Source organism: Hamadaea sp., from assembly GCF_013362815.1.
Lineage (GTDB): Bacteria > Actinomycetota > Actinomycetes > Mycobacteriales > Micromonosporaceae > Hamadaea.
In genome coordinates, this window is sequence record NZ_JABFVK010000059.1 from 1 (window position 1) to 25050 (window position 25050).

Annotated in this window: 24 protein-coding genes; 7 read left to right on the top strand and 17 right to left on the bottom strand. The window is 70.5% G+C overall.

Annotated features, from left to right (window positions below):
- Nucleotides 1-132 precede the first annotated feature (132 nt).
- Genes HOV77_RS25310 through HOV77_RS25320 form a run of 3 tightly spaced genes read right to left on the bottom strand, consistent with a single transcriptional unit; the run spans nucleotide 133 to nucleotide 1935 of the window.
- Nucleotides 133-741 carry a hypothetical protein gene (locus HOV77_RS25310; RefSeq protein ID WP_290865817.1) on the bottom strand — a complete coding sequence of 203 codons (609 nt, stop codon included), beginning with the start codon at nucleotides 739-741 and terminating at the stop codon, nucleotides 133-135.
- A gap of 31 nt (nucleotides 742-772) precedes the next feature.
- The gene (locus HOV77_RS25315; protein ID WP_290865819.1) at nucleotides 773-1285 is read right to left on the bottom strand and encodes a hypothetical protein; all 513 of its coding nucleotides are present in this window, start codon (nucleotides 1283-1285) and stop codon (nucleotides 773-775) included.
- Nucleotides 1282-1935, bottom strand: coding sequence for a TIR-like protein FxsC (locus HOV77_RS25320; RefSeq protein WP_290865821.1), 654 nt, complete (start codon nucleotides 1933-1935; stop codon nucleotides 1282-1284). Before HOV77_RS25320 ends, HOV77_RS25315 begins: the two co-directional genes overlap by 4 nt.
- 65 nt (nucleotides 1936-2000) lie before the next feature.
- Here HOV77_RS25320 and HOV77_RS25325 point away from each other — a divergent pair, with 65 nt between their 5' ends.
- Nucleotides 2001-5132: a hypothetical protein gene (locus HOV77_RS25325; protein ID WP_290865823.1), complete on the top strand. Its 3132-nt coding sequence runs from the start codon at nucleotides 2001-2003 to the stop codon at nucleotides 5130-5132.
- Here HOV77_RS25325 and HOV77_RS25330 read toward each other — a convergent pair.
- From HOV77_RS25330 to HOV77_RS25355, 6 genes are all read right to left on the bottom strand, one after another.
- On the bottom strand, nucleotides 5110-6177 hold the full coding sequence (locus tag HOV77_RS25330) for a saccharopine dehydrogenase NADP-binding domain-containing protein (RefSeq protein WP_290865825.1): 1068 nt from the start codon (nucleotides 6175-6177) through the stop codon (nucleotides 5110-5112). The two genes, HOV77_RS25325 and HOV77_RS25330, sit on opposite strands and share 23 nt — an antisense overlap.
- 209 nt (nucleotides 6178-6386) lie before the next feature.
- On the bottom strand, nucleotides 6387-7145 hold the full coding sequence (locus HOV77_RS25335; RefSeq protein ID WP_290865827.1) for a hypothetical protein: 759 nt from the start codon (nucleotides 7143-7145) through the stop codon (nucleotides 6387-6389).
- A 75-nt stretch (nucleotides 7146-7220) separates the two neighbouring features.
- Nucleotides 7221-7754 (bottom strand): GNAT family N-acetyltransferase, encoded by a 534-nt coding sequence (locus HOV77_RS25340; protein WP_290865829.1) that lies wholly within the window; start codon nucleotides 7752-7754, stop codon nucleotides 7221-7223.
- Nucleotides 7755-7806: 52 nt separating this feature from the next.
- The gene (locus HOV77_RS25345) at nucleotides 7807-8652 is read right to left on the bottom strand and encodes an ABC transporter ATP-binding protein (RefSeq protein WP_290865831.1); all 846 of its coding nucleotides are present in this window, start codon (nucleotides 8650-8652) and stop codon (nucleotides 7807-7809) included.
- Nucleotides 8649-9686, bottom strand: a complete 1038-nt coding sequence (locus tag HOV77_RS25350; RefSeq protein ID WP_290865833.1) for an iron chelate uptake ABC transporter family permease subunit — start codon at nucleotides 9684-9686, stop codon at nucleotides 8649-8651. Before HOV77_RS25350 ends, HOV77_RS25345 begins: the two co-directional genes overlap by 4 nt.
- Entirely contained in the window at nucleotides 9683-10645 is a 963-nt protein-coding gene (locus tag HOV77_RS25355; protein ID WP_290865956.1) for an iron chelate uptake ABC transporter family permease subunit, read from the bottom strand. The genes HOV77_RS25350 and HOV77_RS25355 overlap by 4 nt, the downstream gene beginning before the upstream one ends.
- Before the next feature lie 166 nt (nucleotides 10646-10811).
- Between HOV77_RS25355 and HOV77_RS25360 the strand changes: the two genes are divergently transcribed.
- On the top strand, nucleotides 10812-11822 hold the full coding sequence (locus HOV77_RS25360; RefSeq protein WP_290865835.1) for an ABC transporter substrate-binding protein: 1011 nt from the start codon (nucleotides 10812-10814) through the stop codon (nucleotides 11820-11822).
- A gap of 65 nt (nucleotides 11823-11887) precedes the next feature.
- Entirely contained in the window at nucleotides 11888-12424 is a 537-nt protein-coding gene (locus HOV77_RS25365; protein ID WP_290865837.1) for an HAD domain-containing protein, read from the top strand.
- A gap of 18 nt (nucleotides 12425-12442) precedes the next feature.
- On the opposite strand, the gene HOV77_RS25370 is transcribed toward HOV77_RS25365, so the two are convergent.
- Nucleotides 12443-12820 carry a RidA family protein gene (locus HOV77_RS25370; protein WP_290865839.1) on the bottom strand — a complete coding sequence of 126 codons (378 nt, stop codon included), beginning with the start codon at nucleotides 12818-12820 and terminating at the stop codon, nucleotides 12443-12445.
- 3 nt (nucleotides 12821-12823) lie between these two features.
- Entirely contained in the window at nucleotides 12824-14095 is a 1272-nt protein-coding gene (locus HOV77_RS25375; protein WP_290865841.1) for an amidohydrolase/deacetylase family metallohydrolase, read from the bottom strand.
- 130 nt (nucleotides 14096-14225) lie between these two features.
- Here HOV77_RS25375 and HOV77_RS25380 point away from each other — a divergent pair, with 130 nt between their 5' ends.
- A complete protein-coding gene (locus HOV77_RS25380; RefSeq protein WP_290865843.1) occupies nucleotides 14226-15632 on the top strand; it encodes a glycosyltransferase in 1407 nt (468 codons plus the stop codon).
- Between the two features lie 28 nt (nucleotides 15633-15660).
- A complete protein-coding gene (locus tag HOV77_RS25385) occupies nucleotides 15661-17622 on the top strand; it encodes an SDR family NAD(P)-dependent oxidoreductase (RefSeq protein ID WP_290865845.1) in 1962 nt (653 codons plus the stop codon).
- A gap of 15 nt (nucleotides 17623-17637) precedes the next feature.
- Here HOV77_RS25385 and HOV77_RS25390 read toward each other — a convergent pair whose 3' ends face one another.
- Together HOV77_RS25390 and HOV77_RS25395 are read right to left on the bottom strand one after the other, a co-directional pair.
- On the bottom strand, nucleotides 17638-18852 hold the full coding sequence (locus tag HOV77_RS25390; RefSeq protein WP_290865847.1) for a phospholipase D-like domain-containing protein: 1215 nt from the start codon (nucleotides 18850-18852) through the stop codon (nucleotides 17638-17640).
- 54 nt (nucleotides 18853-18906) lie between these two features.
- Entirely contained in the window at nucleotides 18907-20580 is a 1674-nt protein-coding gene (locus tag HOV77_RS25395; RefSeq protein ID WP_290865849.1) for a DUF885 domain-containing protein, read from the bottom strand.
- Between the two features lie 27 nt (nucleotides 20581-20607).
- On the opposite strand from HOV77_RS25395, the gene HOV77_RS25400 reads away from it, so the two are divergent.
- On the top strand, nucleotides 20608-21099 hold the full coding sequence (locus HOV77_RS25400) for a hypothetical protein (protein ID WP_290865851.1): 492 nt from the start codon (nucleotides 20608-20610) through the stop codon (nucleotides 21097-21099).
- 4 nt (nucleotides 21100-21103) lie between these two features.
- Here HOV77_RS25400 and HOV77_RS25405 read toward each other — a convergent pair whose 3' ends face one another.
- On the bottom strand, nucleotides 21104-21715 hold the full coding sequence (locus tag HOV77_RS25405; protein ID WP_290865852.1) for a malonic semialdehyde reductase: 612 nt from the start codon (nucleotides 21713-21715) through the stop codon (nucleotides 21104-21106).
- Entirely contained in the window at nucleotides 21712-22227 is a 516-nt protein-coding gene (locus HOV77_RS25410; protein WP_290865854.1) for a flavin reductase family protein, read from the bottom strand. Before HOV77_RS25410 ends, HOV77_RS25405 begins: the two co-directional genes overlap by 4 nt.
- Nucleotides 22228-22321: 94 nt before the next feature.
- Between HOV77_RS25410 and HOV77_RS25415 the strand changes: the two genes are divergently transcribed.
- On the top strand, nucleotides 22322-22972 hold the full coding sequence (locus tag HOV77_RS25415; protein WP_290865856.1) for a phosphotransferase: 651 nt from the start codon (nucleotides 22322-22324) through the stop codon (nucleotides 22970-22972).
- A gap of 30 nt (nucleotides 22973-23002) precedes the next feature.
- Here the strand turns inward: HOV77_RS25415 and HOV77_RS25420 are convergent, their stop codons facing one another.
- Both HOV77_RS25420 and HOV77_RS25425 read right to left on the bottom strand, forming a co-directional pair.
- Nucleotides 23003-23635: a flavin reductase family protein gene (locus HOV77_RS25420; RefSeq protein ID WP_290865858.1), complete on the bottom strand. Its 633-nt coding sequence runs from the start codon at nucleotides 23633-23635 to the stop codon at nucleotides 23003-23005.
- A 67-nt stretch (nucleotides 23636-23702) separates the two neighbouring features.
- The gene (locus tag HOV77_RS25425; protein ID WP_290865860.1) at nucleotides 23703-24989 is read right to left on the bottom strand and encodes a DUF2314 domain-containing protein; all 1287 of its coding nucleotides are present in this window, start codon (nucleotides 24987-24989) and stop codon (nucleotides 23703-23705) included.
- Nucleotides 24990-25050 lie beyond the last annotated feature (61 nt).

Sequence of the window (25050 nt, forward strand, 5' to 3'; positions counted from 1 at the left end):
GCGAGGATGACGACGCCGAGCCCGGCCGAGGCCCCGGCGTCCAGTCGCAACGCGAAACGCAGAAGATTCATGCGCCTACTGTCGCGGCCCGACGTCATGACGTCGATTACCTCCCAGGTAATGCGGTCTCCCTCAGGGACAGCGGTCGGCCAGGGCACCGAGGTCGTCGAGCAGTTTGGCCGCCATCGCCCCGGTCGGCTGCCGCGTCGAGGCGTTCAACGACGCCCGGCATCGCTCGATTTCGCCCCGCGCCTCGCTGGCGACGGGCACTCCGCCGCGCGAAACGAGCCCCTCCCAGACCCCGACCCAGTCCGACGCGGCCGCCAGCGCCTGGGGATGGAGAGACATGGCGAACGGGCCGACGCCGTCGGAGTAAAGCCAGACTTGGCCGATCATACGAGCGGTCGCGGGATAGAGTCTGCCGAGGCCATGGCCCTTGGACGGGCCGGCGTCGAGGCTGCCCAGCATGCGTTGCAGCTTGGCCGTGCATTGCGTCAGCTGAGCGCTGAGCGCCGCGTTGGCTTCCCGCCGCTGAGCCCCGTCCAGCACGCTCGCCAGCACTGCGGACAGTGCCACGACGCCGAAGCAGAACCCGACCATGCCCGATAGGAGGTTCACCAGGATCGGGTGGCGCGACAGCAGCTCCAGATGGCACAGCTCGAGGTAGACGCTCAGCGCGAGCAGCAGCGTGCCCAGGGTCACCAGGGTGATAAGAACCGAGCGGGGAAGCCTCACCGACATCAACACTCCTCAATTCGCGGTTCGAAGCCGATCAGGTGAGCGCCGGCCGGAGCAGCTGCCCGAGCCGAACCGCGAGGGCCTCCATCACTACGGCATAGCTCTCGTCGTACGCCTTGAGCATCCGCAGCGCCCGCAAGCCGTTCTCGGCGTACTGGGGATCGTCGACGACCTCCAGCGCGGCCTCGGTTTCCGCGGCGTGCTCACCGGTGCCGAAGGCGGTCCACAGCACTGGGAGCACTGCCACTTCGCGCTGGTGGAACACGGCGTATTCGGCGGGCAGACGCCGAAAGTAGACCGGCGAGTACAACGGCACGAAGACTCGGGCACTGTCCATCGCGCGCCGCCGGGCGTCGTCCAGATCGACGCCGTCGGGCAGGTCCAGATCGAGGAAGCCCCGAACCGGCCGGCGACCGCCCGTCAGCACACCCAGAAGCCGGCACAAGTCGGCGTAGAACGGCGCGACGCCGTGACTGGGCCAGGGGGAACGCGTGTCCGCGTTGGACGGTACCGGCGACGCATAACTGACGAAGAACGGCGTGGTCACCGGTCGCCCCCGAAGCTCCGGGCCAGCCCTTCGGTGCTTCGCAGTACCTCCGGCTCCACGTGCGACGCCGAAGCCTGCTGCCGGATTCGCAGCGCCAGCTTCCAGACGACCGCGTGGTAGACATCGGCCTGATGGGTATGGAGGAGGCCGAGCAGCCCGTTCTCGCGATATCGAGCCGCGTAGTCCCCTGGCAGCCCGGTCGGCACAAACGCGCTGACCCGGCTCACCGGTTCGGGGACGTCACCTACGCGGGGGGTCCACAGGACCGGCACGATGTTCGTGTCGTGGCCGGCCGCTCCGGCATAATGGGGCTGCACCCGACGCCGAGCGAACGCATTCCATTCCATCGCGCACCACTGACTTCGGAAGTACGCCGGAGACAACAGCGCGACGAAGACCTGACAACGGCCGACCGCCGACAAGATGGCGTCGTCCCACCGCCCGCCGCCCTCCAGCGACGCGTCCATGAACCCGGGCTCCTGTCCTGCTTGCGGCGCGACGAGTTCGGCCACCTGCTCGCTCAGGTCGAAGAAGAGGTTGCGGACGTGCTCCGGGCGGTCGCGCCGGGTGTCACCGAGGACCGGTCGCGGTCGTGCGTAGCTCAGATAGAAGACCGGGGCGCTGGAGTCGACGTCGAATTCGGCGGTCACCCTGAGTGAGTCTACTGTCCCGATGCTGACGGTCGTCATTGGACGAAGTGGCTATCGTCGCCTCCATGCGTTACGACTCGGCGCTGTCCTACGCCGGCGCCCTGCGGATCCTCGGACACTACGAGCACAAGAGCATCGAGCGGCTCAGCAAGGCGCTCGGCGGGCTCGCCCTGACCGCCGGGGCGGCCCTCGCCTTGTCGTCCGGTGCCGCAGCGGTCCCGGCCGCCGTGGTGCTGGCCGCAGTGTGGGGCTGGATCGACCAGAAGAACGAGGCGATGGATCTGTTGCGGTCCGTGTCCCGTGCTGTCCAGGGCCGGATTCACGGGACTCGGGGACCAGAACGCCACCACCTCGTGATCGCCGCGCATACTGTGCTCGCGGTGTCCGCGTATTTCGAGGTGCTGCAGGAGGAGTTGGGCGACCGGAACTCCGCACTCGTCGCGCTCACAGCTAAGGACCGGCTCCGGCTCGTAGGGGGCCGCGGCGCAGCTGGAGCCTTCGACGCGTTGTACGAGGTCGCCGTGCCCGCGCCCTCCGCCGCCCGCGGCTTCGCGGCGAACCTCAGCGAACTCACCAATTGGTACTTCTTTCTGACCATCCGGACGCAGACCTTCCTCGATGGGCTGGCCGGCCAGGTAGAGGTGGACACCTCCGTCGTCGATCGAGCGGTCGCCCGCTACCGCTCGCGCTACCTCGAATTGGCCGCGACGGTACCCGAATTCCGGATCTGGGCGATGCTCACCGAGACCGCCGCCATCAACAGCCGCCTAGACGATGTGCAGGACCGGCTGCAGGGCCTGGTACGCGTCGAGCGGCTGCTGACCGAACTCGCCCCGGCGAAGGCGGCGTACGGGCCACTGGCCGAGGCGGTGCATCGGCTCAACCAGGGAGTGCTGCGAGAGCCGATCGTTCCTGACCACGCCGAGCGGTATCACACAGCAGTTGCCTTCCCGACCGTCGAGGACGCCTTCATCGACCCGCGCTATCGGCTGATACCACCGGACGCCGACGCCCGCCCGGCCGACGAGACCTGGTGGCGGCAACAGCCCGTCCGATCGAACCTCGACCTTCTGCTCACCACCTATGTGACCTCGGCGGACGGCGCGCAGGCTCCGATGTTGCTCCTGGGCCACCCCGGCGCGGGGAAGTCCCTGCTCACCAAGGTGCTGGCCGGGCGGTTCCCGCCACAGGCGTACACGATCGTGCGGGTGTCGCTGCGCGCCGTCAACGCCAACCTCCGGGTACACGATCAGATTCAGGAGGCGCTCGACCTCGGCACGCACGGGCGGGTGAGCTGGTCCCGGCTCAGCGACGAAGCCGCCGCCACGATTCGCGTCGTGCTGCTGGACGGGCTGGACGAGCTCCTCCAGGCCACCACAGACAATCGCAGCGGCTATCTGCACGACGTCGCCGAGTTCCAACGCCGCGAGGCCGATCTCGGGCACCCGGTGTTCGTCATCGTCACTTCGCGCACTCTCGTGGCCGACCGGGTGAACCTGCCGCCCGGCACCGTCGTGGTCAAACTCGAAGACTTCGACGGCGATCAGATCGTGGCGTGGCTGGACCGATGGCGGCGGGCCAATGCACCCGGCATCACCGCCGGCGACGTCCGGGACGTCGCCGCCGCGGATGTGCTGACGCAGCCGGAGCTGGCCCGGCAGCCACTGTTGCTGTTGATGCTAACCCTGTACTCGGCGGATCCGACGGCGATACCGCTGGACGCGGACTTGTCGGCTGCCCGGCTCTATCGGCGGCTGTTCGACAACTTCATCCGCCGGGAATTGTCGAAGACGAAGGGACGGGCCCGCGTCGAAGCCGACGACGAGCGGATCGCCGAGCAACTGCAACGGCTGGCGTTGGCCGCGTTCGCGATGTTCAATCGCGGTCGGCAGAACGTCAGCGATCTCGAACTGGCCTCGGACACGATCGGGCTACGCCTCGCCGACGGCCAGACCGAGCGGCCGGAGGAAATCGCCTTCCGGATCGTCGGGCGGTTCTTGTTCGTCCACGCCGACCAGGCCCGCACCGCCCCGGGAGTGCCCGCCCAGCGGGCCTACCAATTCCTGCACGCCACCTTCGGCGAGTACCTGATCGCTCACCGGACGATGGAACTGGTCGAGGACTTGGTCCTCACCTCCGGGCGTGGCTCGAAACGGGAGCCGGACGACGGCGAGCTGTCCACGATGCTCGCCCATCACCCACTCGCGACTCGTGGGTCGATCCTCGATTTCGCGGCGGACATCTTCGGCGAGTATCCGGCCGACCAGCAGGACCGGACCCTGCGTACGCTCGAGAATCTGTTCCTCCGGGTGCGGCAGCGCTCCGGGACGCCCTTGTATCCCGAGTACCGCCCGACGCCGGCCGACCAGGTACGCCGGCTGGCCGCGTACACGGCGAACCTCCTGATGCTTCGGGTCGCCCTGCCAAGTCCTGCGACGCCTTTCCTCGACCTGGCGAACCTGTGGCCCGCCGACGAGGCGATGACGAACTGGCGATCGATCGTCAAACTCTGGGAGGCGGGGCTCGACGAGTCCGGTTTGACCGCGATCCTCGGCCTGATCAGCCGGGCAGGCACGCAGATCCGGCCGGTCTACTACTTCCGGAATGTCCTTGCTCATGACGTGGACCTCCGGCTCGCGCGGCTGATCGGCGACGCGCAAGCCGAAACGCGACTGCGGTACGGCCACGCCGTCGAAGGCAAGGTGTACTACCTACCGGGCGACCCCTGGGACGAGTCCACGATCAGCGCCTTGATTCCCGATCTCGTCGGAACCCGTTTGTCAGTCGACGTCCCAGAGCTGCCGACGCCCACGAGTGACGTGCCCGGCGACCAGCTCTCGACCGCCGTCGAGCTGGTGAAGCGGGTCCTCGTCACACGCGTCGATGATCTCTCCCGGCACGATGTGCGGGACTATGTCGAGTGGCTGGGGCAAGCGCGTCGGTACACCGCGATCGACCCGGTCGCGCTGGCGTTGGCTGTGGGCATACATCCGGATCTGCTCGACGAGGTGGCATGGCTTTGGGATCTCGATCTGTACTACGACGACCACTTACGTCTCCTCCTGCACGCGTTCGCCCTGACCGACGACCATTCGCGGCTGGCAGAACTTGCCTCCAGCCTGGGCGGGAGAAAGCGACTCGGTCTGGAGACCGCCAGGCTCATCATCCAGGCGATCAAAGCCCTCCATGATTGGTGAGGATCATCGGGGAGGAGCCGGGGAGTTTCGTGACGTAGTCCGCCCCCATCAGTTGTGACGGTGTCCGGGCACCGCTTTCGGCGTATCCGTCGGAAAGGAGCTGGACCACGATGGGCAGTGAGCCGGTGACGGTGAGGTCGTAGCCGTTGGCCGTGGTGATGCGGGCGACGCGGCGCTCGCCGGGTGTGATCGCCTCGCCCCAGACGTGCATCGGGCGTTTCGCGCGGGTCTCGGGCGTCGGGCCGGGACGCTTGCCCGCGCGGGACTGGAGGAAGCGTTGCACCGCACCGAGTCGCAGGACGGGCCGCGCGAACTCGGTGAAGCGCAGCGCGCGGACCTGGCGGGGCGAGGTGGGCAGATAGACCTCGATGTCGGGGATGCCGGTCGTGCGGTACGCGCTGGCGACGTCGCCCCACGGGATGGCGACCGCGAGCTTCTCCCCCTGGCCGAAGTCGATGGTGCGGGTGAGGCTGCCCATCGGCACCCTGGTCAACCGGCCACCGCGGCGTACCCGGGTGCCACCGACCGCGCCCTCCACAGTGGTCTTCGCGGTCCCCGGTGACAACGCCGAACGGGTGTCGAAGCCGAGCCGGAGCTGCGTCGCGTCCGGCAGTTCGGCGGCGAGCGTGGCGGCGACGCAATCGGTCGGGATGACGTCGAAGCCAACCGCCGGGCACACCACGATCCCGGCCTGTTTGGCCTGCTCGTCGAGCGCGTACGCGTGTTCCAGGACGTCGATCTCGCCCGTGATGTCGAGGTAGTGCGCCTTCGCGCGCAGGCACGCGGCCAGCATCGGCTTCGCCGTACGCGAGAACGGGCCGGCACAGTGCAGCACGACCTTGACGCCGCGCAGGCCGTCGTCGAGCCGGGCCGGATCGTCGAGCGGGAACGAGCGCATTTCGAGGCCGAGTTCCTCCGCGAACGGCTTGAGCCTGGCCTCGTCGCGTCCCGCGAGGATCGGGCGCAGCCCGCGGGACTTCGCCTCCCGGGCGATCAGCTCACCCGTGTACCCGTACGCGCCGTAGAGCAGCCACTCGTCCGCCATCGCGCCCCTCCCGTCGGTTGCTTTCCGCGCGCCCCCCGGTTGCTTTCCGCGCGCCCCCCGGTTGCTTTCCGCGCGCCCCCCGGTTGCTTTCCGCGCGATCATGAACTTTCGGCCATCATCGACCGGCGTGTCGTGTCCACAGCGCCCTGATCGTTCCCCGAACGGACTGATCGGCAGCCTACGGGAGCGGGCGATGGGTGGCGAGGGGCTCAGGGCTGGCGGCGCGCGACGGTCAGCACCTGCGTCGGTGCGTTCCACGCGGCCGTCGTCAGCGGCTGCGGCTGTACGCGAGCCGGGGCGAGCAGCGAAAGCGCGTGCTGCGCCCGTTCGGCGGCGGCGTTGGCCTCCCGGCGTAGGCTGCGCGCCTGGTCGGCGGCGGCGACATAGGCGTCCCAGGCGTTGCGTTCGCGCTGGGCGACGGCCCGGTACGCCGTCTCGCGGGCTTGGCGTACGACCCGGCTCAGCTGGCGTTCCTGATCGGCGAGGGGGCGTTGGGCATCCCAGCCGTCGCGCCCGGCTACGGCGTCGCCGAGGGCCAGCGGGGAGATCTGACCGCGCAGGGCCGCCTCGGTGACGATGCGGCGCAGGTGGCGTACGCGGGTGGGCAGGTCCTCGTGCTCGTCCGTCTCAGTTGTGACGGCGGCCGCCAGCGTCAGGCGACGCCACCGCTCGTCGGCCGCGTCGAAGGCCCGTTCGGCCTGGTCCAGCTCCGCCTGCGCGGTGTGCCACAGCTCGCGCAGCCGGATCTCGCGGGCGGCGGCGCGGTCGGCCGCGACGGTCACCTCACCGGCGTACCGGGTGGACTCGACGGCCAAGGTGGACAGGCGCTCCCGCCGCAGCACCGTCGCCGTGCGCAGCCTCGCGGTGTCGCGCGTCCACCGCCGCACGCCCGGGACGATCAGCCAGCCGGTGGCGTAGACGGCGAAGAGGACGAGCAGAAACCACAGCGCAGCGACGTTCGGTACCACGCGAATAACCTACAGCTTTCGCCGTGAATCCGCATCAGTTACGACAAGTCCGTACGTCCACACTGGACCTTCGGCTCAGGTCAGCGGCTTGATGAGCAGCTCGAACTCCAGGTCGTCGCGCTTCGGCAGCCCGAAGCGCTCGTCGCCGTACGGGAACGGGCTCGTCTTGCCGGTACGCGTGTAGCCCCGGCGGGCGTACCAGGCGATCAGTTCCTCCCGGACGGAGATGACGGTCATGTGCATCTCGCGTACGCCGAAATCCGTGCGCGCCACGCGTTCCGCCTCGTTGATGACCGCCTTGCCGACGCCGCCACCCTGCAGACCCGGGCGCACGGCGAACATCCCGAAATACGCGTAGTCGCCGCGGTTCTCGAGGTGGCAGCAGGCCACGAGGTCGCCGGGCCGATCGGCGACCGCGGCGACCAGCACGCGGCTGTCGTCGTCATCGAGGAGCCCGGCGACCTCGTCGGCGTCGGTACGCTGGCCGTCGAGGAAGTCCGCCTCCGTGGTCCACCCGGCCCGGCTGGCGTCACCCCGGTACGCCGACTCCACGAGCTCGACGAGGGCCGGCACGTCGGATTCGGCGGCGAAGCGGAAGACGAGATCCATCCGCCCAGCATAGGGCGGCCGGTAAGGCACCAGATCAGGGTTCTGGGCCGAATCATGGGGCAAGATTCGACCCGGATCCGTGATCCAGCGCCACCAGAGGGTGCCCCGAAAGGACGGCGCGGCGGGCGGCCGGGATCACCAACGGAGCCCCGGTCTCCGGGCACTCGACCACCCGGCACGGCAGCCCGAACACCTCCTCGATCAGCGCGGCGGTGACGATCTCGGCCGGCTTGCCCTCCGCGACGATCCGGCCGTCGCGCATGGCGATCAGGTGGGTGGCGTACCGGGCGGCCTGGTTGAGGTCGTGCAGCACGGCGACCAAGGTGTGCTCGGCGTCGGAGTGCAGGCGCGCGCACAGGTCGAGCACGTCGAGCTGGTGGGCGATGTCCAGGTAGGTCGTCGGCTCGTCGAGCAGCAGCAACGGGGTCTGCTGGGCGAGCGCCATGGCGATCCAGACGCGCTGCCGCTGACCGCCGGACAGTTCGTCGACGAAGGCGGTCGCGAGGTCGGCCACACCGGTCGCGAGCATGGACTGCTGGACGACTTCCTCGTCGTTCGCCGACCACTGACGTAGCAGGCCTTGGTGCGGGTAGCGGCCGCGGGCGACCAGGTCGGCGACGGTGATGCCGTCCGGCGCGATCGAACTCTGCGGCAGCAGACCGAGCGTGCGCGCGACCGTCTTGGCCGGCACCTCCCGGATGTCCTTTCCGTCCAGCAGTACGCTGCCGGACCGCGGCCGCAGCGTCCGGGCCAGCGCCTTGAGCAGCGTGGACTTGCCACACGCGTTGGGCCCGACGATGACGGTGAACGAGCCGTCCGGGATCTCCACGCCGAGATCTTCGGCGACGACCCGGCGCTCGTACGCGAGCTGCAATCCCGTTGCGGCAAGCCGCGTCATGAACGTCCCCCTCCGGCGAAGCGGCGACGCGCCGCGAGCAGCCATACGAGATAAGCGCCGCCGAGGATGCCGGTGAGCACTCCGACGGGCAGGTCCCGGCCGGGCACCAGCCGCTGGGCGGCGAGGTCGGCCGAGGTCATCAACGCCGCCCCCACCAGAAGCGAGGACAGCAGGTTGGGCCCGGGATCGCCGGTGATCCGCCGCGCCACCTGCGGTGCGGTCAACGCGACGAACGCCACCGGGCCGGCGGCTGCGGCAGCGGCCGAGCAGAGCAGCACCGCAGCGCCGAGCAGCGATACGCGTACCGGGGTGACGCGTACGCCGAGCGCGAGAGCCTGGTCGTCGCCGAGCGCCAGCGCCGACAGCGGCCGGGACAGTCCGAACAGGACGATCGGGCCGACGACGGCCAGCACTCCTAGCAGAGGCAACGCGTCCTCCCAGCCCCGGCCGTCGAGGCTCCCCGTGAGCCACAGCATCGCCCGCGACGCGTCGGTGATCTCGGCCCGGGTGAACAAGTACCCGTTGACTCCGGTGAGCACGGCGGCGACGCCGATGCCGACCAGCACCAGGTGGTTGCCGTGCGTACCGTGCCGGACGGCCAGCAGGTAGATCCCCGCGCCGGTGACGATCCCGCCGACCAGGGCTCCGGCCGCCAAGGTCAGGCTGCCGCCGCCCGCGACGACGATCGCGAGCAGCGCACCGGCCGCCGACCCCTGGGTGAAGCCGAGTACGTCGGGGCTGCCGAGCGGATTGCGGGTCAACGCCTGGAAGATCGCGCCGGCCAGGGCCAACGCGGCTCCGGCGAGCAACGCCGTCACCACCCGGGGTGCCCGCAACTCCTGGACGATGTACGCGTCGGCGGGCGTACCGGAGCCGAGGACCGCCTTGAGCGCCGCGTCCGGGCTGAGCGGATAGTCCCCGGTGCTCAGCAGGAGCAGGGCGCAGCCGACCGCGACGGCGAGCACGACGACTCCGGCCAGGACAGAGCGCGGGCGGAGCCGGACCGACACGGTGCCAGTGCGAATGACCGTCATACCGCGACCGCCCGTGTGCGGCGTACCGCCCAGATGAAGAAGGCGCCTCCGGCGACCGCGGTGACGATGCCGACCTGCACTTCGGCGGGCCGGGCGAGGACACGGCCGAGCACGTCCGCACTGAGCAGCACGAACGGGGCGACCAACGCGCTCACCGCGAGCAGCCAGCGCATGTCCGGGCCGGTGAGCGGGCGGACCAGGTGCGGCACCAGCAGCCCGACGAAGACGATGGGCCCGCAGGCGGCGGTCGCCGCACCGCAGAGCAGCGTGATGGCGACGATGCTGCCCGCCCGGACCAGCGCCGGTCGAGCGCCCAGCGCCCGGGCCGAGTCGTCACCGAGCGCGAGCGCGTTCAACGGCCGGGCCAGCACCGCGACGGCGATCAGCCCGACGGCGATGAACGGCGCGATGAACACGGTGGCCGACGCACCGGATGCCGCCAGCGAGCCGACCGTCCAGAACCGCATCGCGTCCAACGAAGCCGTGTCGAGCAGCTGCACCGCCGACACGTACGCGTACAGCACGGCGTTGATCGCAGCTCCGGCCAGCGCGAGCCGCCCCGGTGTCGCGGTACGCCCGCCGCCGACCGCCCAGACGAGCACCGACACCGCTGCCGCACCGAGGAAGGCGAACCACACGTAGCCGCTGAGCGACCCGATGCCAAGCACGGTGATGCCCGTGACGACGGCGGCGGAGGCTCCGGCGTTGATGCCGAGCAGGCCCGGATCGGCCAGCGGATTGCGGGTCAGCGCCTGCATCACGCCACCGGCGAGACCCAGGGCCGTGCCGACTTCGAGGCCGAGCAGCGTACGCGGCAGGCGCATTTCGCGTACCACTGGATAGGCGGCGGAGTGGGGGTCGACGAGGCCGGACCAGACCTCGGACAGCGCCATGGGCCGGGCGCCCACCGCGAGGCTGAGCACGGCCGCGACGACCAGCAGGGCCGCGGACCCCAGCAGGACGGCGGAGCGGTTGGGGGGTCGGGATTTCACGGGGGATATCTCCGAAAAAGACGTGACACGCCCGGCATGCGAGCTTCACTTGACAACACTGACTCAGGTAAGGCTAGCCTAACCACAGCTAGGGCGGAAGCCCGACCCCCATCCCCATCGCAGGAGTAGAACGATGACGCACACCTTCAGCCGCCGCGGCCTGCTTTCGGCCGCCGGAGCCCTCGGCCTGGCCGCCCTGACCAGCGCCTGCGGCTCCGACGACCAGCCCAGCTCGACGCCGAGCGGGGGCGGGGCCTGGTCGTTCACCGACGACCGCGGTCAGCAGGCGGCCACCCCGAGCCGGCCGCAGAAGATCGTCACGTTCATCGGTTCGGCCGCCGCACTGTACGACTTCGGCGTCAGCGACCAGATCGTCGGCGTGTTCGGCCCGACCAAGACCGCGGACGGCAAGCCCGACGTTCAGGCCGGCGACTTCCCCGTCGACAAGGCCGAGATCCTCGGCAACGTCTGGGGAGAGTTCAATGTGGAGAAATACGCCGCGCTGCGCCCCGACGTCCTGATCACCAACATGTACTCCAAGGACGCCCTCTGGTACGTCCCGGACGAGAGCAAGGACAAGATCGTCCCCCTCGCGCCCACGGTCGGCATCAACGCCGCGCGCACCCCACTCAACAAGATCATCGAGCGGTACGCCGATCTGGCGGGCTCGCTCGGCGCGGATCTGACCGCAGCGAAGGTGACCGACGCGAAGACCCGGTTCGAGGCCACGGCGAAGAAGCTCGGCGAGGCCGGCAAGTCCACCGGGCTGAAGGTGCTCGCCTGCTCGGCCGCGGCCGACCTGTTCTACGCGTCGAACCCCGGCATGAACAGCGACATCATGTACTTCAAGGAGCTGGGTGTGGACGTCATCGTCCCGGACAAGCTCGACGACCTCGGCTACTTCGAGAGCCTGAGCTGGGAGAACGCCGGGAAGTACGCCGCCGACGTGCTGCTGCTCGACAACCGCAGCTCCACGTTGCAGCCCAAGGACCTCACCGGCAAGCCGACCTGGAACCAGCTGCCCGCCGTCAAGGCCGGGCAGATCGTCGGCTGGAACAGCGAGCCCCGGTTCTCCTACGCCGGCAGCGCCGGCGTACTGGAACAACTCGCCAACGCCCTGACCTCGGCGAAGAAGGTCAGCTGATCTCGCCAACCCCTGGCCGAAAGCGGGAGGTCGGGCGCGGAGGGTAACGTGTAGCATCGAAGTCCGTGCCCCGTCCGATGCTCTTGCTCGACGTCGACGGCGTCCTCAACCCCTATGCCGCCGTCAGCTGCCCCGCCGGGTTCGGCGAGTACGCCTTCTTCCCGGCCGAGGAGCCGGTCCGCCTGTGCGAGGACCACGGCTCGTGGCTGGCCGACCTCGGCGGCATGTTCGAGTTGATCTGGGCGACCGGGTGGGGCGTCAACGCCAACCGGCTGCTCGCCCCGTTCCTCGGGCTGGCGCAGCTGCCGGTGGTGCAGTTTCCGCCCGCGCCGTTCCGGCCCGAGGACAAGGTTCCGGCGATCGCCGAGTTCGCCGCCGGTCGTCCGGCGGTGTGGATCGACGACATGCTGACTCCACAGGCGTACGCGTGGGCCGATCGGCGGGCCGAGCCGACGCTGCTGATCGCGGCCGACCCGGCCGAGGGACTCACCCGGTCCATGGTGGACGAGGCGCTGAGCTGGGCGGCGACCCTCGACGCCCCGGTCCGGCCACGCAGGCGGCTGACCATCCACCGCCGCCTGCGCCGATTGCGCGCACGCTAGCCGCAGGTTGCGGACGCGTTAGCCGAGGTAGAGGACGGCGTCGACCTCGATGTCGAACCCGTTGAGCGCCACCGGCACGGTCGTCCGCGCCGGAAATGCGTCGGCGGGGAAGTACTCGCGGTAGATCTCGTTCATCTCGGCGAAGTCCGCCCAGTCGCGCAGGTAGACGCCGACGCGTACGGCCTGGCCGAGGTCACCGCCGCAGGCGCGGGCAACGTTGGCGAGGTTGTCGAACGCGGCGCGCGCCTGCTCCGCGAAGTCGCCCTTCACCCAGGTGCCGTCGGGCCGCGTGGGCACCTGCCCCGACAAGTACGCGAACTCCCCCGCCACGACCGCGTGGGACAGCGGGGCGGGCGACGGCGCGACGTCTTCGGCCTGGACGATCTTCTTGGGCATGGGTCAACCTCCGGTACGCGGGAACTGTTCGGCGAGCTCATCCGGGTTCACGAGCGGACGAGTCATCATCGCGCGGACTGCCGAGTCGCGGGCGGCCAGGGCGGCTCGTTGCGCGTCGGTCAGCGGAATCCAGGGCGCGGGCGGCTCGGGCAGCCGGGCGGGCAATCGGCGTCCGGCGCGGTAGGTGGCTTCGTTCACCAGCCGCACGGGCGCTGTGCGTACCTGGCCGTGCACGTCGGCGACCGTCCAGGGTTCTTCGACGATCTCGACGACGGCGAGGTCGGCCGAGGCCCCGACGGCGAGCGTGCCCGCGTCCAGCCCGAGCACCTCGGCCGGTCGCCGGGTCGCCGCTGCGACGACCTCCGCGAGCGGCCAGCCGACCGCCAGCATCTTGGCCATCGTGGTGGGCAGGTCGAACACCGGCCCGTGCAGCGAGCGGGCGTGCAGGTCGCTCGAGACCGTGTGCGGCTTGAGGCCCGCGGCCAGCTGCGCCTCCAGGATGTCGAAGGCGAAGCCGCCCGATCCGTGGCCGATGTCGAAGACGACACCCGACGCGTACGCCTCCTTCGCGGCCGGGTCGAGTCCGCCCGGGAGCGCCGCGGCCGCGATTCCGCTGGCGCAATGCGTGACGATGTCGCCTGCGCGCAGCAACGGCAGGATCTCGCCGAGCGTGGGCGGGGCCGCTCCGATGTGGACCATCACGGGCAGGCCGCACGCTTCACCCGCCTCGATCGCGCGGCGCAGCGGCTCCAATCCGCTCGGGCCGACGGCGTGCCGGTCGACGCGCACCTTGAACCCGCGTACGCGATCGCCGAACGCTCGGGCGGTCGCGACCGCCAGGTCGACGTCGCAGTTCTCCAGTGCCCGGGACTCCCCAGTGGACGCCGCCAGTCCCACGGCCGAGATGTTGAGCAGCACAGGAACGTCCACGGTGTACCGCCGCAGATCCCGGTCGAAGGCCGGATAGGTGAAGGCGCCCGCCGATCCGGCGTCCACCCAGGTGGTGACCCCCGAATGCCACGCGGTCGGATCGGGGTCGATGCCCCAGTACGTCGCTCCGGCGTACACGTGGGTGTGCAGGTCGACGAGGCCCGGCGTGACGAGGCGGCCGGAGACGTCGATCGTCTGGGCTCCGGCGGCGGCCGGTTCGGCGGTGAGCCCGGGGCCGACCCCGGCGATCCGACCGCGCGCGATCGCGACGTCGGCACGGCGGGGCCCACCGGGCCGAGCGGGGTCCAGGACGTCGCCGCCGCGGAGCACCAGGTCCCATCTCATGCCCATGATCCTGCCCGATGTTTCGCCGCTGTGGCACACGGGGATCGTCGGCATGTCCCGGCGCGTCCCCGATTGCGGGTGTCCGACAGGCGTGGGACGTGGAAAGATCGAAGGTGGTGAAAGGAGCCCGATGACGCCACAGCTGATCACCCCACCCCGCCGCGCGCTGGCCGACCTCGGCGAGGTGATCGGAGCGGAGCGGCTGCGGATCCTCCGGGCCGCTGCCGACGATCTGCGCCGCCGGTTGAACGGGCGCACCGTCTGGCAGATCAACTCGACCGCCACCGGCGGCGGCGTGGCCGAGATGCTCCAGGTGCTGATGGGCTACCTCGCCGACGCCGAACTCCCTACGCAATGGCTGGTCGTCGGCGGCGAAGGGGAATTCTTCGAGATCACGAAGCGGCTGCACAACCGGATGCACGGCGCGTCGTCCGGCCCGCCCCTGACCGAGGCCGACGCGGCGGCGTACGCCCGGACGACGGCGGTCAACGCCGCCGCGGTGGCCGAGCTCGCCAAGCCCGGTGACCTGGTGGTGCTGCACGATCCGCAGACCGCCGGGATGGCTCCGTTGCTGGCCAGCCGCGGCATCACCGTGATCTGGCGCTGTCACATCGGCGCCGATCGGCGTACGCCGGTCGGCGACGAGGCCTGGGAGTTCCTGCGCCCGCATCTGCTGTCGGCCTCGGCGTACGTGTTCTCGCTGGCGCACTATCGGCCCGATTTCCTGCCCGAGGAGCGGACGGTCGTCATCCCGCCCTCCATCGATCCGATCGCCCCCAAGAACGCCGAGCTCGATCCGGGCACGGTCGAGGCCGTGCTCCGGGCCTGCGGAGTGATCGCGGGCGGGCCCGACGGACCGGCCCGGTTCCTCCGGCGCGACGGCCGCCCCGGCGAGGTCACCCACACTGCGAAGGTGCTCGCCGACGAGCTGCCGGCCCTCGACGAGCCGATGCTGGTGCAGATCTCCCGCTGGGACCGGCTCAAGGACATGGCCGGTGTGCTGACCGCCTTCGCCGAGCGGATCGCCCCGGGCGGGCCTGGCTGTCTCGTCCTCGCCGGCCCGCAGGTCGACGAGGTCGGCGACGATCCCGAAGGCGCCCAGGTGTACGCCGAATGCCAGGCGGTCTGGCAGGCGCTGCCCCGCCAGAGCCGCCGCCGGGCGGTGCTGGCGAGCCTGCCCATGGAGGACCTCGACGAGAACGCCGTGATGGTGAACGCCCTCCAGCGGCACTCGGTGGTGATCGCGCAGAAGAGCCTGGCCGAAGGGTTCGGGCTGACCGTCGCGGAGGCGATGTGGAAGCGCCGCCCGGTCGTGGGCTCGGCCGTCGGCGGCATCCTCGACCAGCTCGCCGACGGGCGCGGAGTCCTCGTCGAACCGGCCGACGCCGCCGGGTTCGCCGGGGCGGTCCGGCGCTTGATCGACGACCCGGCCGAGGCGTCCCGGATGGGGATCGCCGCACACGAGTTCGTGCATCGGGAGTACCTCGGCGATCGGCACCTGCTGCGCTGGGCGGAGCTGATCGGCCGCTTCCTCTGAACCCGTCGGCAGGCATAGCCTCACCGGCGTGGAACGTGCGACACATTGGCTGAAGGTGATCGGCGGCATCGTCGTGCCGGGCATCGGCGACGGCGCGTTGCGACGCCGGGTGGCCGGTCGCGTCGTGCTCGTCACGGGGGCGTCGGAGGGCATCGGCGCCGCGACGGCGGTCCGGCTCGGTGCGGCCGGGGCGACCGTGCTGCTCGCCGCGCGTACCGAGAGCCGCCTCCGCGAAGTGCAGGCGACGATCGAGGGCGCGGGCGGTCAGGCGTACGTGTATCCGGCCGACCTCTCCGATCCCGAGCAGGCCGAACGGCTCGGTGAGCAAATCCTGCGGGAGCATCGCCGGGTGGACACCGTGGTCTGCAACGCAGGCCGGTCGATCCGGCGGTCGGTCGCCGACACCGCCGACCGCTTCCACGACGTCGTACGCACGACCGACCTCAACTATCTCGGCCCGGTACGCCTCTTGCTGACCCTGCTTCCGGCCATGCGGGCCAACGGCGGCGGGCACATCGTCAACGTGTCGACGGCCGGAGTCCTCTCGCCGGCCCAGAACTGGTCGTCGTACCTCGCTTCCAAGGCGGCCTTCGACATGTGGTTGCGTTGTGCCGCCCCGGAATTGCGACTCGACGGCGTCACCGTCAGCAGCTTCTACAGTGGACTGGTACGCACCCGGATGAGCGCGCCGACGAAGTTCTTCCGCCGCTATCCGGCCGCCGATCCGGAGGAGGCGGCGAGCACGGTGTGCCGGGCGGTCGCCCGCCGCCCGCGTACGCTGCAACCCTGGTGGTCCCGGCCGGGCGAGGTGCTGGCCACCGCAGGCAAGGGACCCGTCGAACGGGGCATGGCGGCCGGCGCCCGGCTGCTGCCGTTCGTTGCGGTGTCGTCGATGGACCCGCTGCGGCTGATCCGGTTGGCTTGGGCGAGCCGACGGTACGGCTGGACGCTCGCGGCCGCCACCGCCGGTGGGCGTACCGGGGACGTCGCCCTCATCGACCGGACCGGCCCGCTGACCCGGGGCGAACTGCAGGCGGCGGCCGAGTCCTGCGCGAGCGCGCTGCGGGACCGCGGCGTCCAGCCGGGCGACCGCATCGGCATCCGCTGCGCGACCCATCGCGGGCTCGCCATCACCGCGACCGCGGCCGGCCTGCTCGGCCTCGACACCGTGCTGCTGCCACCGCACGCCGAACCGGCCGACACCCTGACCGTGCTGATCGGCGACGACGCGCGGGGAACCTCGTGGACCACCCTCATCAGCGAGCCCGGCACTCCCCTGCGAGGCCGTCCGCCGATCCGGGGCCGGCTCACCGTGCTGACCTCCGGCACCACCGGCACCCCCCGACCGGTACGCCGGAAGCTCACCTGGCGAGCGCTGCTCGGCCCGGCGTTGGCGCATCTGAAGCACATCCCGATCCGGACCGGCCGCCCGATCATCGTGGCCGTCCCGGCGTACCACGGCTATGGCTTGAGCTATCTGGCGGCGGGCCTGGCCTTGGGCGCGCCCGTCGTCCTGGTGCCCGGCAAGGACCCGGCCGCAGTGTTGGCCGCCGCCAAGGAGCACCGGCCGACCGCCGTCTTCGCGTTGCCCGAACACCTCGCCGGACTGGCGGCCCACCCCGACGCGGCCGAGCTGCCGCGCGGCGTACGCATCGTGACTGGCGCTGAACCGCTCGATCCCCAGTTGTCGCAACGGCTGCTGGAAGTGTTCGGCGACCGCGTCTACAACCTGTTCGGCTCGACCGAGGCAGGTTGGGCGGCGATGGCGACGCCGGCCGATCTCAAGGCCGCACCGGGGACGGTCGGGCGCGCGCCGGCCGGCGTACGCCTCCACGTCCTCACCGACGACGGCCGGCCGGCGCTGCCGGGTGAGACCGGCGTCGTGCACGTCGGAGGCTGGCTTCCCCGGGGCCGCCTCGTCGCGACCGGCGATCTCGGCCACCTCGACCGGGCCGGCCGCCTGATGCTCGACGGCCGGGTCCGGTCGTAACTCCCTACATGGTCCCTACTTGCAGGGATAGTTCGACGCCGAGCAGGTGACACCCGGGTTGTACGCGTCGTTGAAGTGCGTGTAGTACGCGTCGTAGAGGGGATGCGACGCGTCCGTCTCCGGACCCATCTTCACGAAGATCTCGTCGTTCTCGTTGAGCGCGTCCTGCGTCCAGTTCTGCGAGCCGGTGTAGACCCGGTACTGGAGCGCCGACCCGTTCAGCCCGCGGAGCAGGAAGAACTTGTCGTGCACGTTGTCCTGGCGACGGATTTTCACCCCGGCCCCGAGGAGTTGGGCGTACACGCCGCTGTCCATCGAGATGCCCCCGGCCGCGTCGGTTCCGACGACCATCCACACCGCACAGCCGCTCGCTCGGAAGCGCAGGACGAGGTTGACCAGCTCCGGGCGTCCGCCGGTGACACTGGCCATGCCGACGCGCAGGCGGCAGTCTGCGTTCGGGGTGATGTCGTTGAGCCGGTTCACGATGGTGTCGGTCTGCCCCTCCCCCTCGGGAGACGCGTACGCGTCAGCGGCGGTCCCGAGGTAGTAGCCCCGCCCGGAGGCGGCGTCGTAGTAGTCGTCCCCGGTGAAGTGCCTGCGATTCCACATGTCGGTGAAGTTGGCGACGAAGCCCGAGTAGAGGTCGGAGTCGGCGTACACCGTGATCGCGTTGTTGAACGCGTCCGGGCCCGTCGCGTACGTCAGGTTGGCCGAGCCGAACCACACGACGTTCGTCCGCGTCGCGCCGTTCGGGTCGGCGGTGGTGCTGAACGTGAACATCTTCGTATGCATGTCGCCGTCGGCGCTGGTGCTGATGCAGCCGTGCCCGCCGCTGGTGTTCTGGCAGAACTTGTAGTGCGCCAGTTGCTTGATCGTCGCCACGGCGGGATCGGCCGAGGCCTCGTTCTTCCCGTCGACGACGACCCAGACGGCGACGCCCCGGTTCTGGGCGCGCAGCAGGGCGTCCGCGACCGAGTCGATGCTCAGCGAGTGGATGGTGCCGCGGATGGTCGCACCGGCCGGAGTCTTGTCGATCAGGCGCTGGAGTTCGGTGTGGATGGTGTAGTCGCGTCCGGAACTCGGGTTCGAGAAGTGGGCCCACACCGGCTTGCCGCCGATGACCGCCGAGGCTGACGAGCCGGCCGCGGCGGGAACCCCGGGCACGATCGCGACCAGGGTTCCCAGCGTCACCGCCACCACCGCGCCGAAGGCGCGCAATCGAAGAGTCATGGACGCATGGTGATGAACAACCTTAACGCTGTCAATGCCAACTATGTTGAGGTTTCACGAGCGCAGCACCACATCCTCCAGAGTGGACAGCGGAAGGGGTCCGTGGCCGAGCACCGCGTGGTGGAAGTCCCGGATGTCGAAGTCCGTTCCCCGGGCGGCTCGCATCCGCTCGCCGAGCTCCTCGATCCGCAACTTCCCGATCATGTACGCCAAAGCCTGCCCGGGCACGGCGATGTACCGGTCGACCTCGTTGGTGATGTTGCTCATCGACAGCGCCGTGTTGGCCCGCATGTAGTCGATCGCCTGCTGCCGCGACCAGCCGAACTGGTGCATACCGGTGTCGACGACGAGCCGGCAGGCCCGCCAGGCGTCGAACGAGACCATGCCGAGCCGGGCGGTGTCGTCGGTGTAGAGGCCCATGCGGTCGGACAAGCGCTCGGCGTACAGGCCCCAACCTTCGCCGTGCGCTGTGATGTAGGCGTACCGGCGGAACTCGGGCAGCTCCCGCTGCGCCTGCGCCAGGGCGATCTGCAGATGGTGGCCGGGGACGCTCTCGTGGAACGCCAGCGCCTCGTACTCGAACCGCGTACGGGTCTGCGGGTGGAGCGTGTTGATGACGTGCGCGCCCGGCCGGGAGCCGTCGCCGGTCGGCGGCTGGTAATAGCCGAGCACCGAGTTCTCCGCCTCGGCCGCGTCCATCTCGCGTACCACGCAGGGGGCCAGCGAATAGTCCCGGAACCAGTCCGGCAGCGCCTCCTCGGCTCGGCGGAGCGCGCCGGTGACCGTGTCGACGATCTGCTTACTGGTCTCGAAGCGCAGCGCCGGATCGTCGCGCAGCCGGGCGATCACCTCGTCGGGGTCGCTCGTGCCCAGCACCTTGGCACCCCGTTCGGAGAATTCCGCACGCAGGCTCGCCACAAGGCGTACCCCTGTCTCATGAATCTCGGCCGGCGTGAGCTCCGTGGTCGTGTGCGCGCGGACCAGGCCGAGGTAGGCCGCCTCGCCGCCGGGCAGACCCCCCACCCCGACCTCGCCGTCGCCGCGGCCCGCCGTCAGCAGCCGGTCCGCGAGCAGCTCGCGGTACCGGGCCAGCGCGGGCCGCACCGTGCCGCGGACCAGGTCCTCCGCGCGGGCCAGCCAGCGCGTGCCGTCCACCTCCGCGCCCGGCCGCGGGCCGATCAGCGGGTCGCTCTCCAGATCGCTCGACAGGTACGCGTCCAGCTGCGCGACGGCCTGCTCGACACCCAGCTTTGTGGGGGTACGCCCATCGGCCAGCGCGTCGAGGTGCCGCGCACCGAGGGCGTCCAGGAATCCGCCGAGGCGCTCCAGCCGGGCGAGGTACGCCTCAGCCGCAGCCGGCTCGGCGACCGAAGCCGTCGGAATCGTGCCGACGAGCAGCGGAACCACCCCGGCGATGCTGGCGTTCACGGCGACCTCGTCCAGCCCGCCCCGGAGCACGTCCTGCTCGTCGGCCAGCACCCGGGTGAGCCAGGCGTGGCTGATCCGGTCGTCCTCGCCGAGCGTCGCGGGGTCGATCTCGGCGACCTTCGCCGCGATGCCGCCGAGCCGGGTCGCGGCCCGTTCCGCGGCCGCCCGGCTGGGGTCGGGCACCTCGGCGTCGTAGCCCGCCACGCCGAACACCGTGGCGCCGAACGGGTCGTGTTCGTTGCGGGCCCGGAAGTACTCGTCGCCGAGTGCGGCGATGCGTGCGTCCTTAGTCGTGTCCATGGCTCACGAGCCTATTAGCCTTGGGGCGTGGAACAGACCGCTGACGCTCTGGTGGCTTCGCTCGAGCAGCGGCTCGCGGCGCTGACCTTCGCCGAGCGCTCTGCCGACGAGGTCACCCAGCTGGTGCTGGAGGAGATCGTCGCGTGGGGCCGCGAACGCGGCTGGCGGGTGTACCGGCGGGCGGCCAGCGTGGCGAAGCTGCCCCCGCCCATGGACAAGCAGCACTCGTACGTCGACGTCGCGCTCGCCCGGCCGGACGGCCGCCCGGTGGTGATCGAGATCGACCACACCGACCGGCGGCGTACCGTGGACAAGCTGCTCGAAGAGGCCGCGGCCGGGCGGATCGCCGTCTGGGTGCGCTGGAGCGGCCGGGCGATCGCCGAGCCACCGGCCCCCGTTCGCCTGGTCGCCCTCTCGGTCACGTCCAGCCGCGGACTGCACTCCCGCCGCCCGGAGCTGCCGGTGCCGTCGCACAGCGCCACCGACCTCGGCGACGCCGAGCAGGCCGACCTGTTCTGACCGGTCACACCTCGCGCACGACGTCCTCATAGGACAAGCGGGGCAGCCGGTTCCGATACGCCGCCGGTCCGGGCCGGCCGATGTTGACGACGAGCAGCGAAGCCCACCGCCCGTCCGGGAAGAACTCGGCGTCCACCCCGGAGCGGCTGAACCCGGCCATCGGGCCGGCGGCCAGCCCGGCGGCGCGTACGCCGAGCAGGAAGTAGCCGGCCTGCAACGTCGCACTGAAGCGGGCCTGCTCCGCCCGGTACGCCGAATCGCCGAACCAGGTGGCGGCCTGCGGCTTGTGCGGGAAGACGGTCGGCAGGTGCTCGGGGAACCCGGTGTCGGCCGCCAGCACGGCGACCAGTGGCGCGGTTCCCGTCTTGGCCCGGTTGCCGTCGCTCATGTGCGGCAGGAGACGCGCCCTCGCCTCGGCCGACCGGATCAGCAGTATGCGCAACGGCTGCGAGTTCAGCGCGGTCGGGCCGAGCCGGATCAAGTCGTGGATCGCCCGGATCTGCTCGGCGGTCACCGGCTCGTCGGTGAACTCGTTCGCCGTACGCGCCTGCCGGAACAGCAGGTCCTGCGCTTCCCGCGAAAGGACCAGCCCACTCGTGTCCAGCGCCTGAGTCACGCGTCCGTCCCCGGATCGAGTCGCCGGTAGCCGCCGTTGTGGTAGACCAGCGGCTCCCCGTCGCGGTGGCGGGCGTGGATCGGCGTGCCGAGCACGATCGCGTGGTCTCCAGCCGGCACCCGGGCCTGCACTTCGCAGACCAGCGTGGCGAGTACGCCGTGCAGCAACGGCATTCCGTAGGGCCCCGGCGTCCACGCCGACGGGTCGGCGAACCGGTCGATCCCGCTCGTGGCGAAAGTCCGGGCGAGGTGCTGCTGTCCCGCGGCGAGCAGGTGGACGGCGACGTGCCGGGCCTGTTCGACCGCCGGCCAGCTGGTCGAGTCCCGATCCAGGCAGAACGAGACGAGCTGCGGCCGTAGCGACACCGAGGTGAACGAGGTTGCCGTGAAGCCGGCCGGAGGCCCGCCCGCGACGCCGGGGGCGGTCACGACGGTCACCGTCGCCGCCTGCCGCCGCAGGAGTTCCCGCAACCGATGAGGGTCCAGCCCCACGGGTTCCGCCGTGATCGTCATGTCAGGACCGTAACAGGGGTTCGGCCGAAAGTCACTATCTCCTATCGGATTTATAGGAGATGCGATTCACGCCCGACCGCCTACGATCGATCTCATGGCCCGGCTCCCCTACGGATTTCTCAACGAGACGGCCCGCACCGGCGACGAAGTGGTCAAGACCTACGTGGGGGTCACCGCCCGCGAGCGGCGGGACACCGAGCTCGCGGCGTTGCGCACCGCCGCGCCGTTCGTTCCGGTGCCCCAAGTGGTACGCGTAGACGACGATCCCCCGGTCCTGCGGCTCGCCTTCGTCCCCGGAGTCAACGCAGTGGCCCGGCTCGAATCCTCGCCGCTGCCAGTTCTGGGGACGCTCGGCGCGTGCGTACGCGATTTCCAGCGCGCGTACGCCGACGCCCACAATGGACAGATCCTGGTGCACGGCGACTGCGGCCCGCAGAACTTCCTGCTGTCCCCCACCGGATCGGTGGTCGCATTGCTGGATTGGGAGTGGGCGCACCCCGGACCGCCGATCACCGACATCGCCTGGCTGGAATGGGTGGTCCGCCACCACTACCCGGCCGCCGTCTCCGGCATCCCCGCGCTCTACGAGGCGTACGGCACCGTGCCGCCGTGGCCGCAACGGCACGCGGCGATGCTGAGCCTGTGCGAGTTCCGGCTCGGCGAGGCGCTGCGCAACGGCGAGTCCGGCGTGAACTGGCACGCCAAACTCGCCGCCACCCAGCAGCTCACCGAGTGCCTCACCTAGGGTCTGTCTCCCGGATCCGGGAGACAGACCCTAGCGCCGGGCCGGGCCGACCGGGCTGGGCATCTGCCAGGCCTCGGCGAGCCGGGACTCCGCCAGGTTCTCGCCGCCGCCGAAGAAGTCGCAGAACTTCATGATCAGCGGATCCCAGGCGATCGGATCCACGTACGCCGTCCCCGGTATGCCGACCGTCTCCTCGACGTACGCCCGCAGCACCTTGGCGTGGAACGCGGTCGCGTTGAGATCGCTCAACGGGTGCGCCGCCGTCACCGTGCACTCCAGCTGGATCGGGCACTCCGCCACGCGCTGTGGGCGTACCAGCTGGGATTCTTGCGGAGTGAGCCCCGCGACCCCGAACTTGTCCGCGACGTGGCGATAGCCCATGTCCGCCTTGTGGGGCGGAACGTCGGGGCGGCCGGTGGTGAGCGCGAGCCGGTCGATCGCGGCGACCAATGTGGATGGTACGAGGTTGAGCACGCACTCGCCTTCCCGCCGGAGGTTCGCGGAGGTCTGCGACGAGTCGCCGAGGCCGAGGACGCACTCCTGGCCGAGCCACCACGCCGACGACATGGGCGCGAGATTGGTCGATCCGTCGGGGTTGCGGGAGCTGATCACCACGACGGGAGTGCCGAAGTACAGGACTTTCAGGTCGGTTGTCTGATGCACATCACGATCTTGGCGCGGTCCGAACCGGGCTGCTGGCGGGATTCGGCCGTCACGATCACTGGCGGGATCATTGCAGCAGCCGGTTCGTCCAGCCGCCCTCGATGATGCCTTCGCCGTCGATCCAGATGCCCCAGTCGACGATGTCCTCAACTTCGATGTACGCCGGCCGCCCGGCTCGCACCGCCGGATCGGTCTCCGCGTCGGACATGCTCACGCCGTGCACCCGATCGGGGTCGGCCCACGAGGTCACCGTGGACCAGACGAACTCGTCGGCCTCGTCGGTCTGCAGATGGTGTTTCACGAGCAGGTGAGCCGGGGGTTCGATCTCCCCCGCGAGGAAGCGTACGCGGGCCGACGGGAGGGCAGCGCGAGCAGTCGCGATGGCCGCATCCATCTCGTCCGTGTGCTGAGAGCGCAGGATGCTCGTGGACGGCGTGTCGAACAGCACCGCGCATACCTGGGCGAGGAACTCGCCGGACGACGCCGGATAGTCCTCCGGGGGGACGACCGTCAGGAAGGTCTGCTCGTCGAACTGGTCGGGCGGATCGAGGCGCAGGGGCAGTTCGACCGAGACGCCCGGGTCGCCGCCCACGTGATCCCCGTACGCCTCCGCGACGTCGACGCCGGTCACGGTGAGGATGCGCGGCACACTGACGAACGCCGGATCGTCGGCCGCGTCGACCGCCCTGGACCAGTGCCGCAGCAGGACGACGGCGGCGGCGCTGAGCGTGGCGGTCCACGGCCCGGCCAGCGTCGGCGGCACGTCGAGCACCTGCAACTCCGGTAAGCCGTGCCGATCGAGACCCTTGGTGGTCATCCAGATCCCACGATCGTCCGGCGACTGCGGTACGAGCACCCAACGCGTGAGCGTGACCCGCCCCTCGCTGTCCGGCAACGTCTCCAGGGCCTGTTGCGGATTCAGGATCTGCGGCATGAACGCGTCGATGAGCGTACCGGGCAGGTCTTGCGCCAACGCGGCGGCGACGCCCCGGGCGTGCCACTCGTGGGCGGGCGGCCACCCCGGCCGGAACGCCGCCTGGCAGATCACGACATGCGTGGCGGACTCGGCTGCGCCCAGCTCGGCCGGGGTCGCCCCGAACATCCGCAGGTACTCCAACGGCAACGGCGGCGCTTCCTCGACCGGCCAGACCTCCAGCGTCAGCAGCGGACCGGCCAGCATCTGCAGGGCGCCCGAGCGCAATGGCTCCGGCAGCCGCAACGCGGCCTGCGCTGCCGCCACGTCGACGTCCTCGGGCGGCGACGACGTGGTGACGACGTAGGTCGCCTGAACCATCTCGGGAACGCTGAGGGTCACAACCTCGTCGGCGTCGGCCGAGCCGTCGGAATCGCTCACTCAGCCATCGTGCCCAAGATCGGGGCTCCCGGCTACCCCTGCCTCCCCGGCGCGCCGCCCG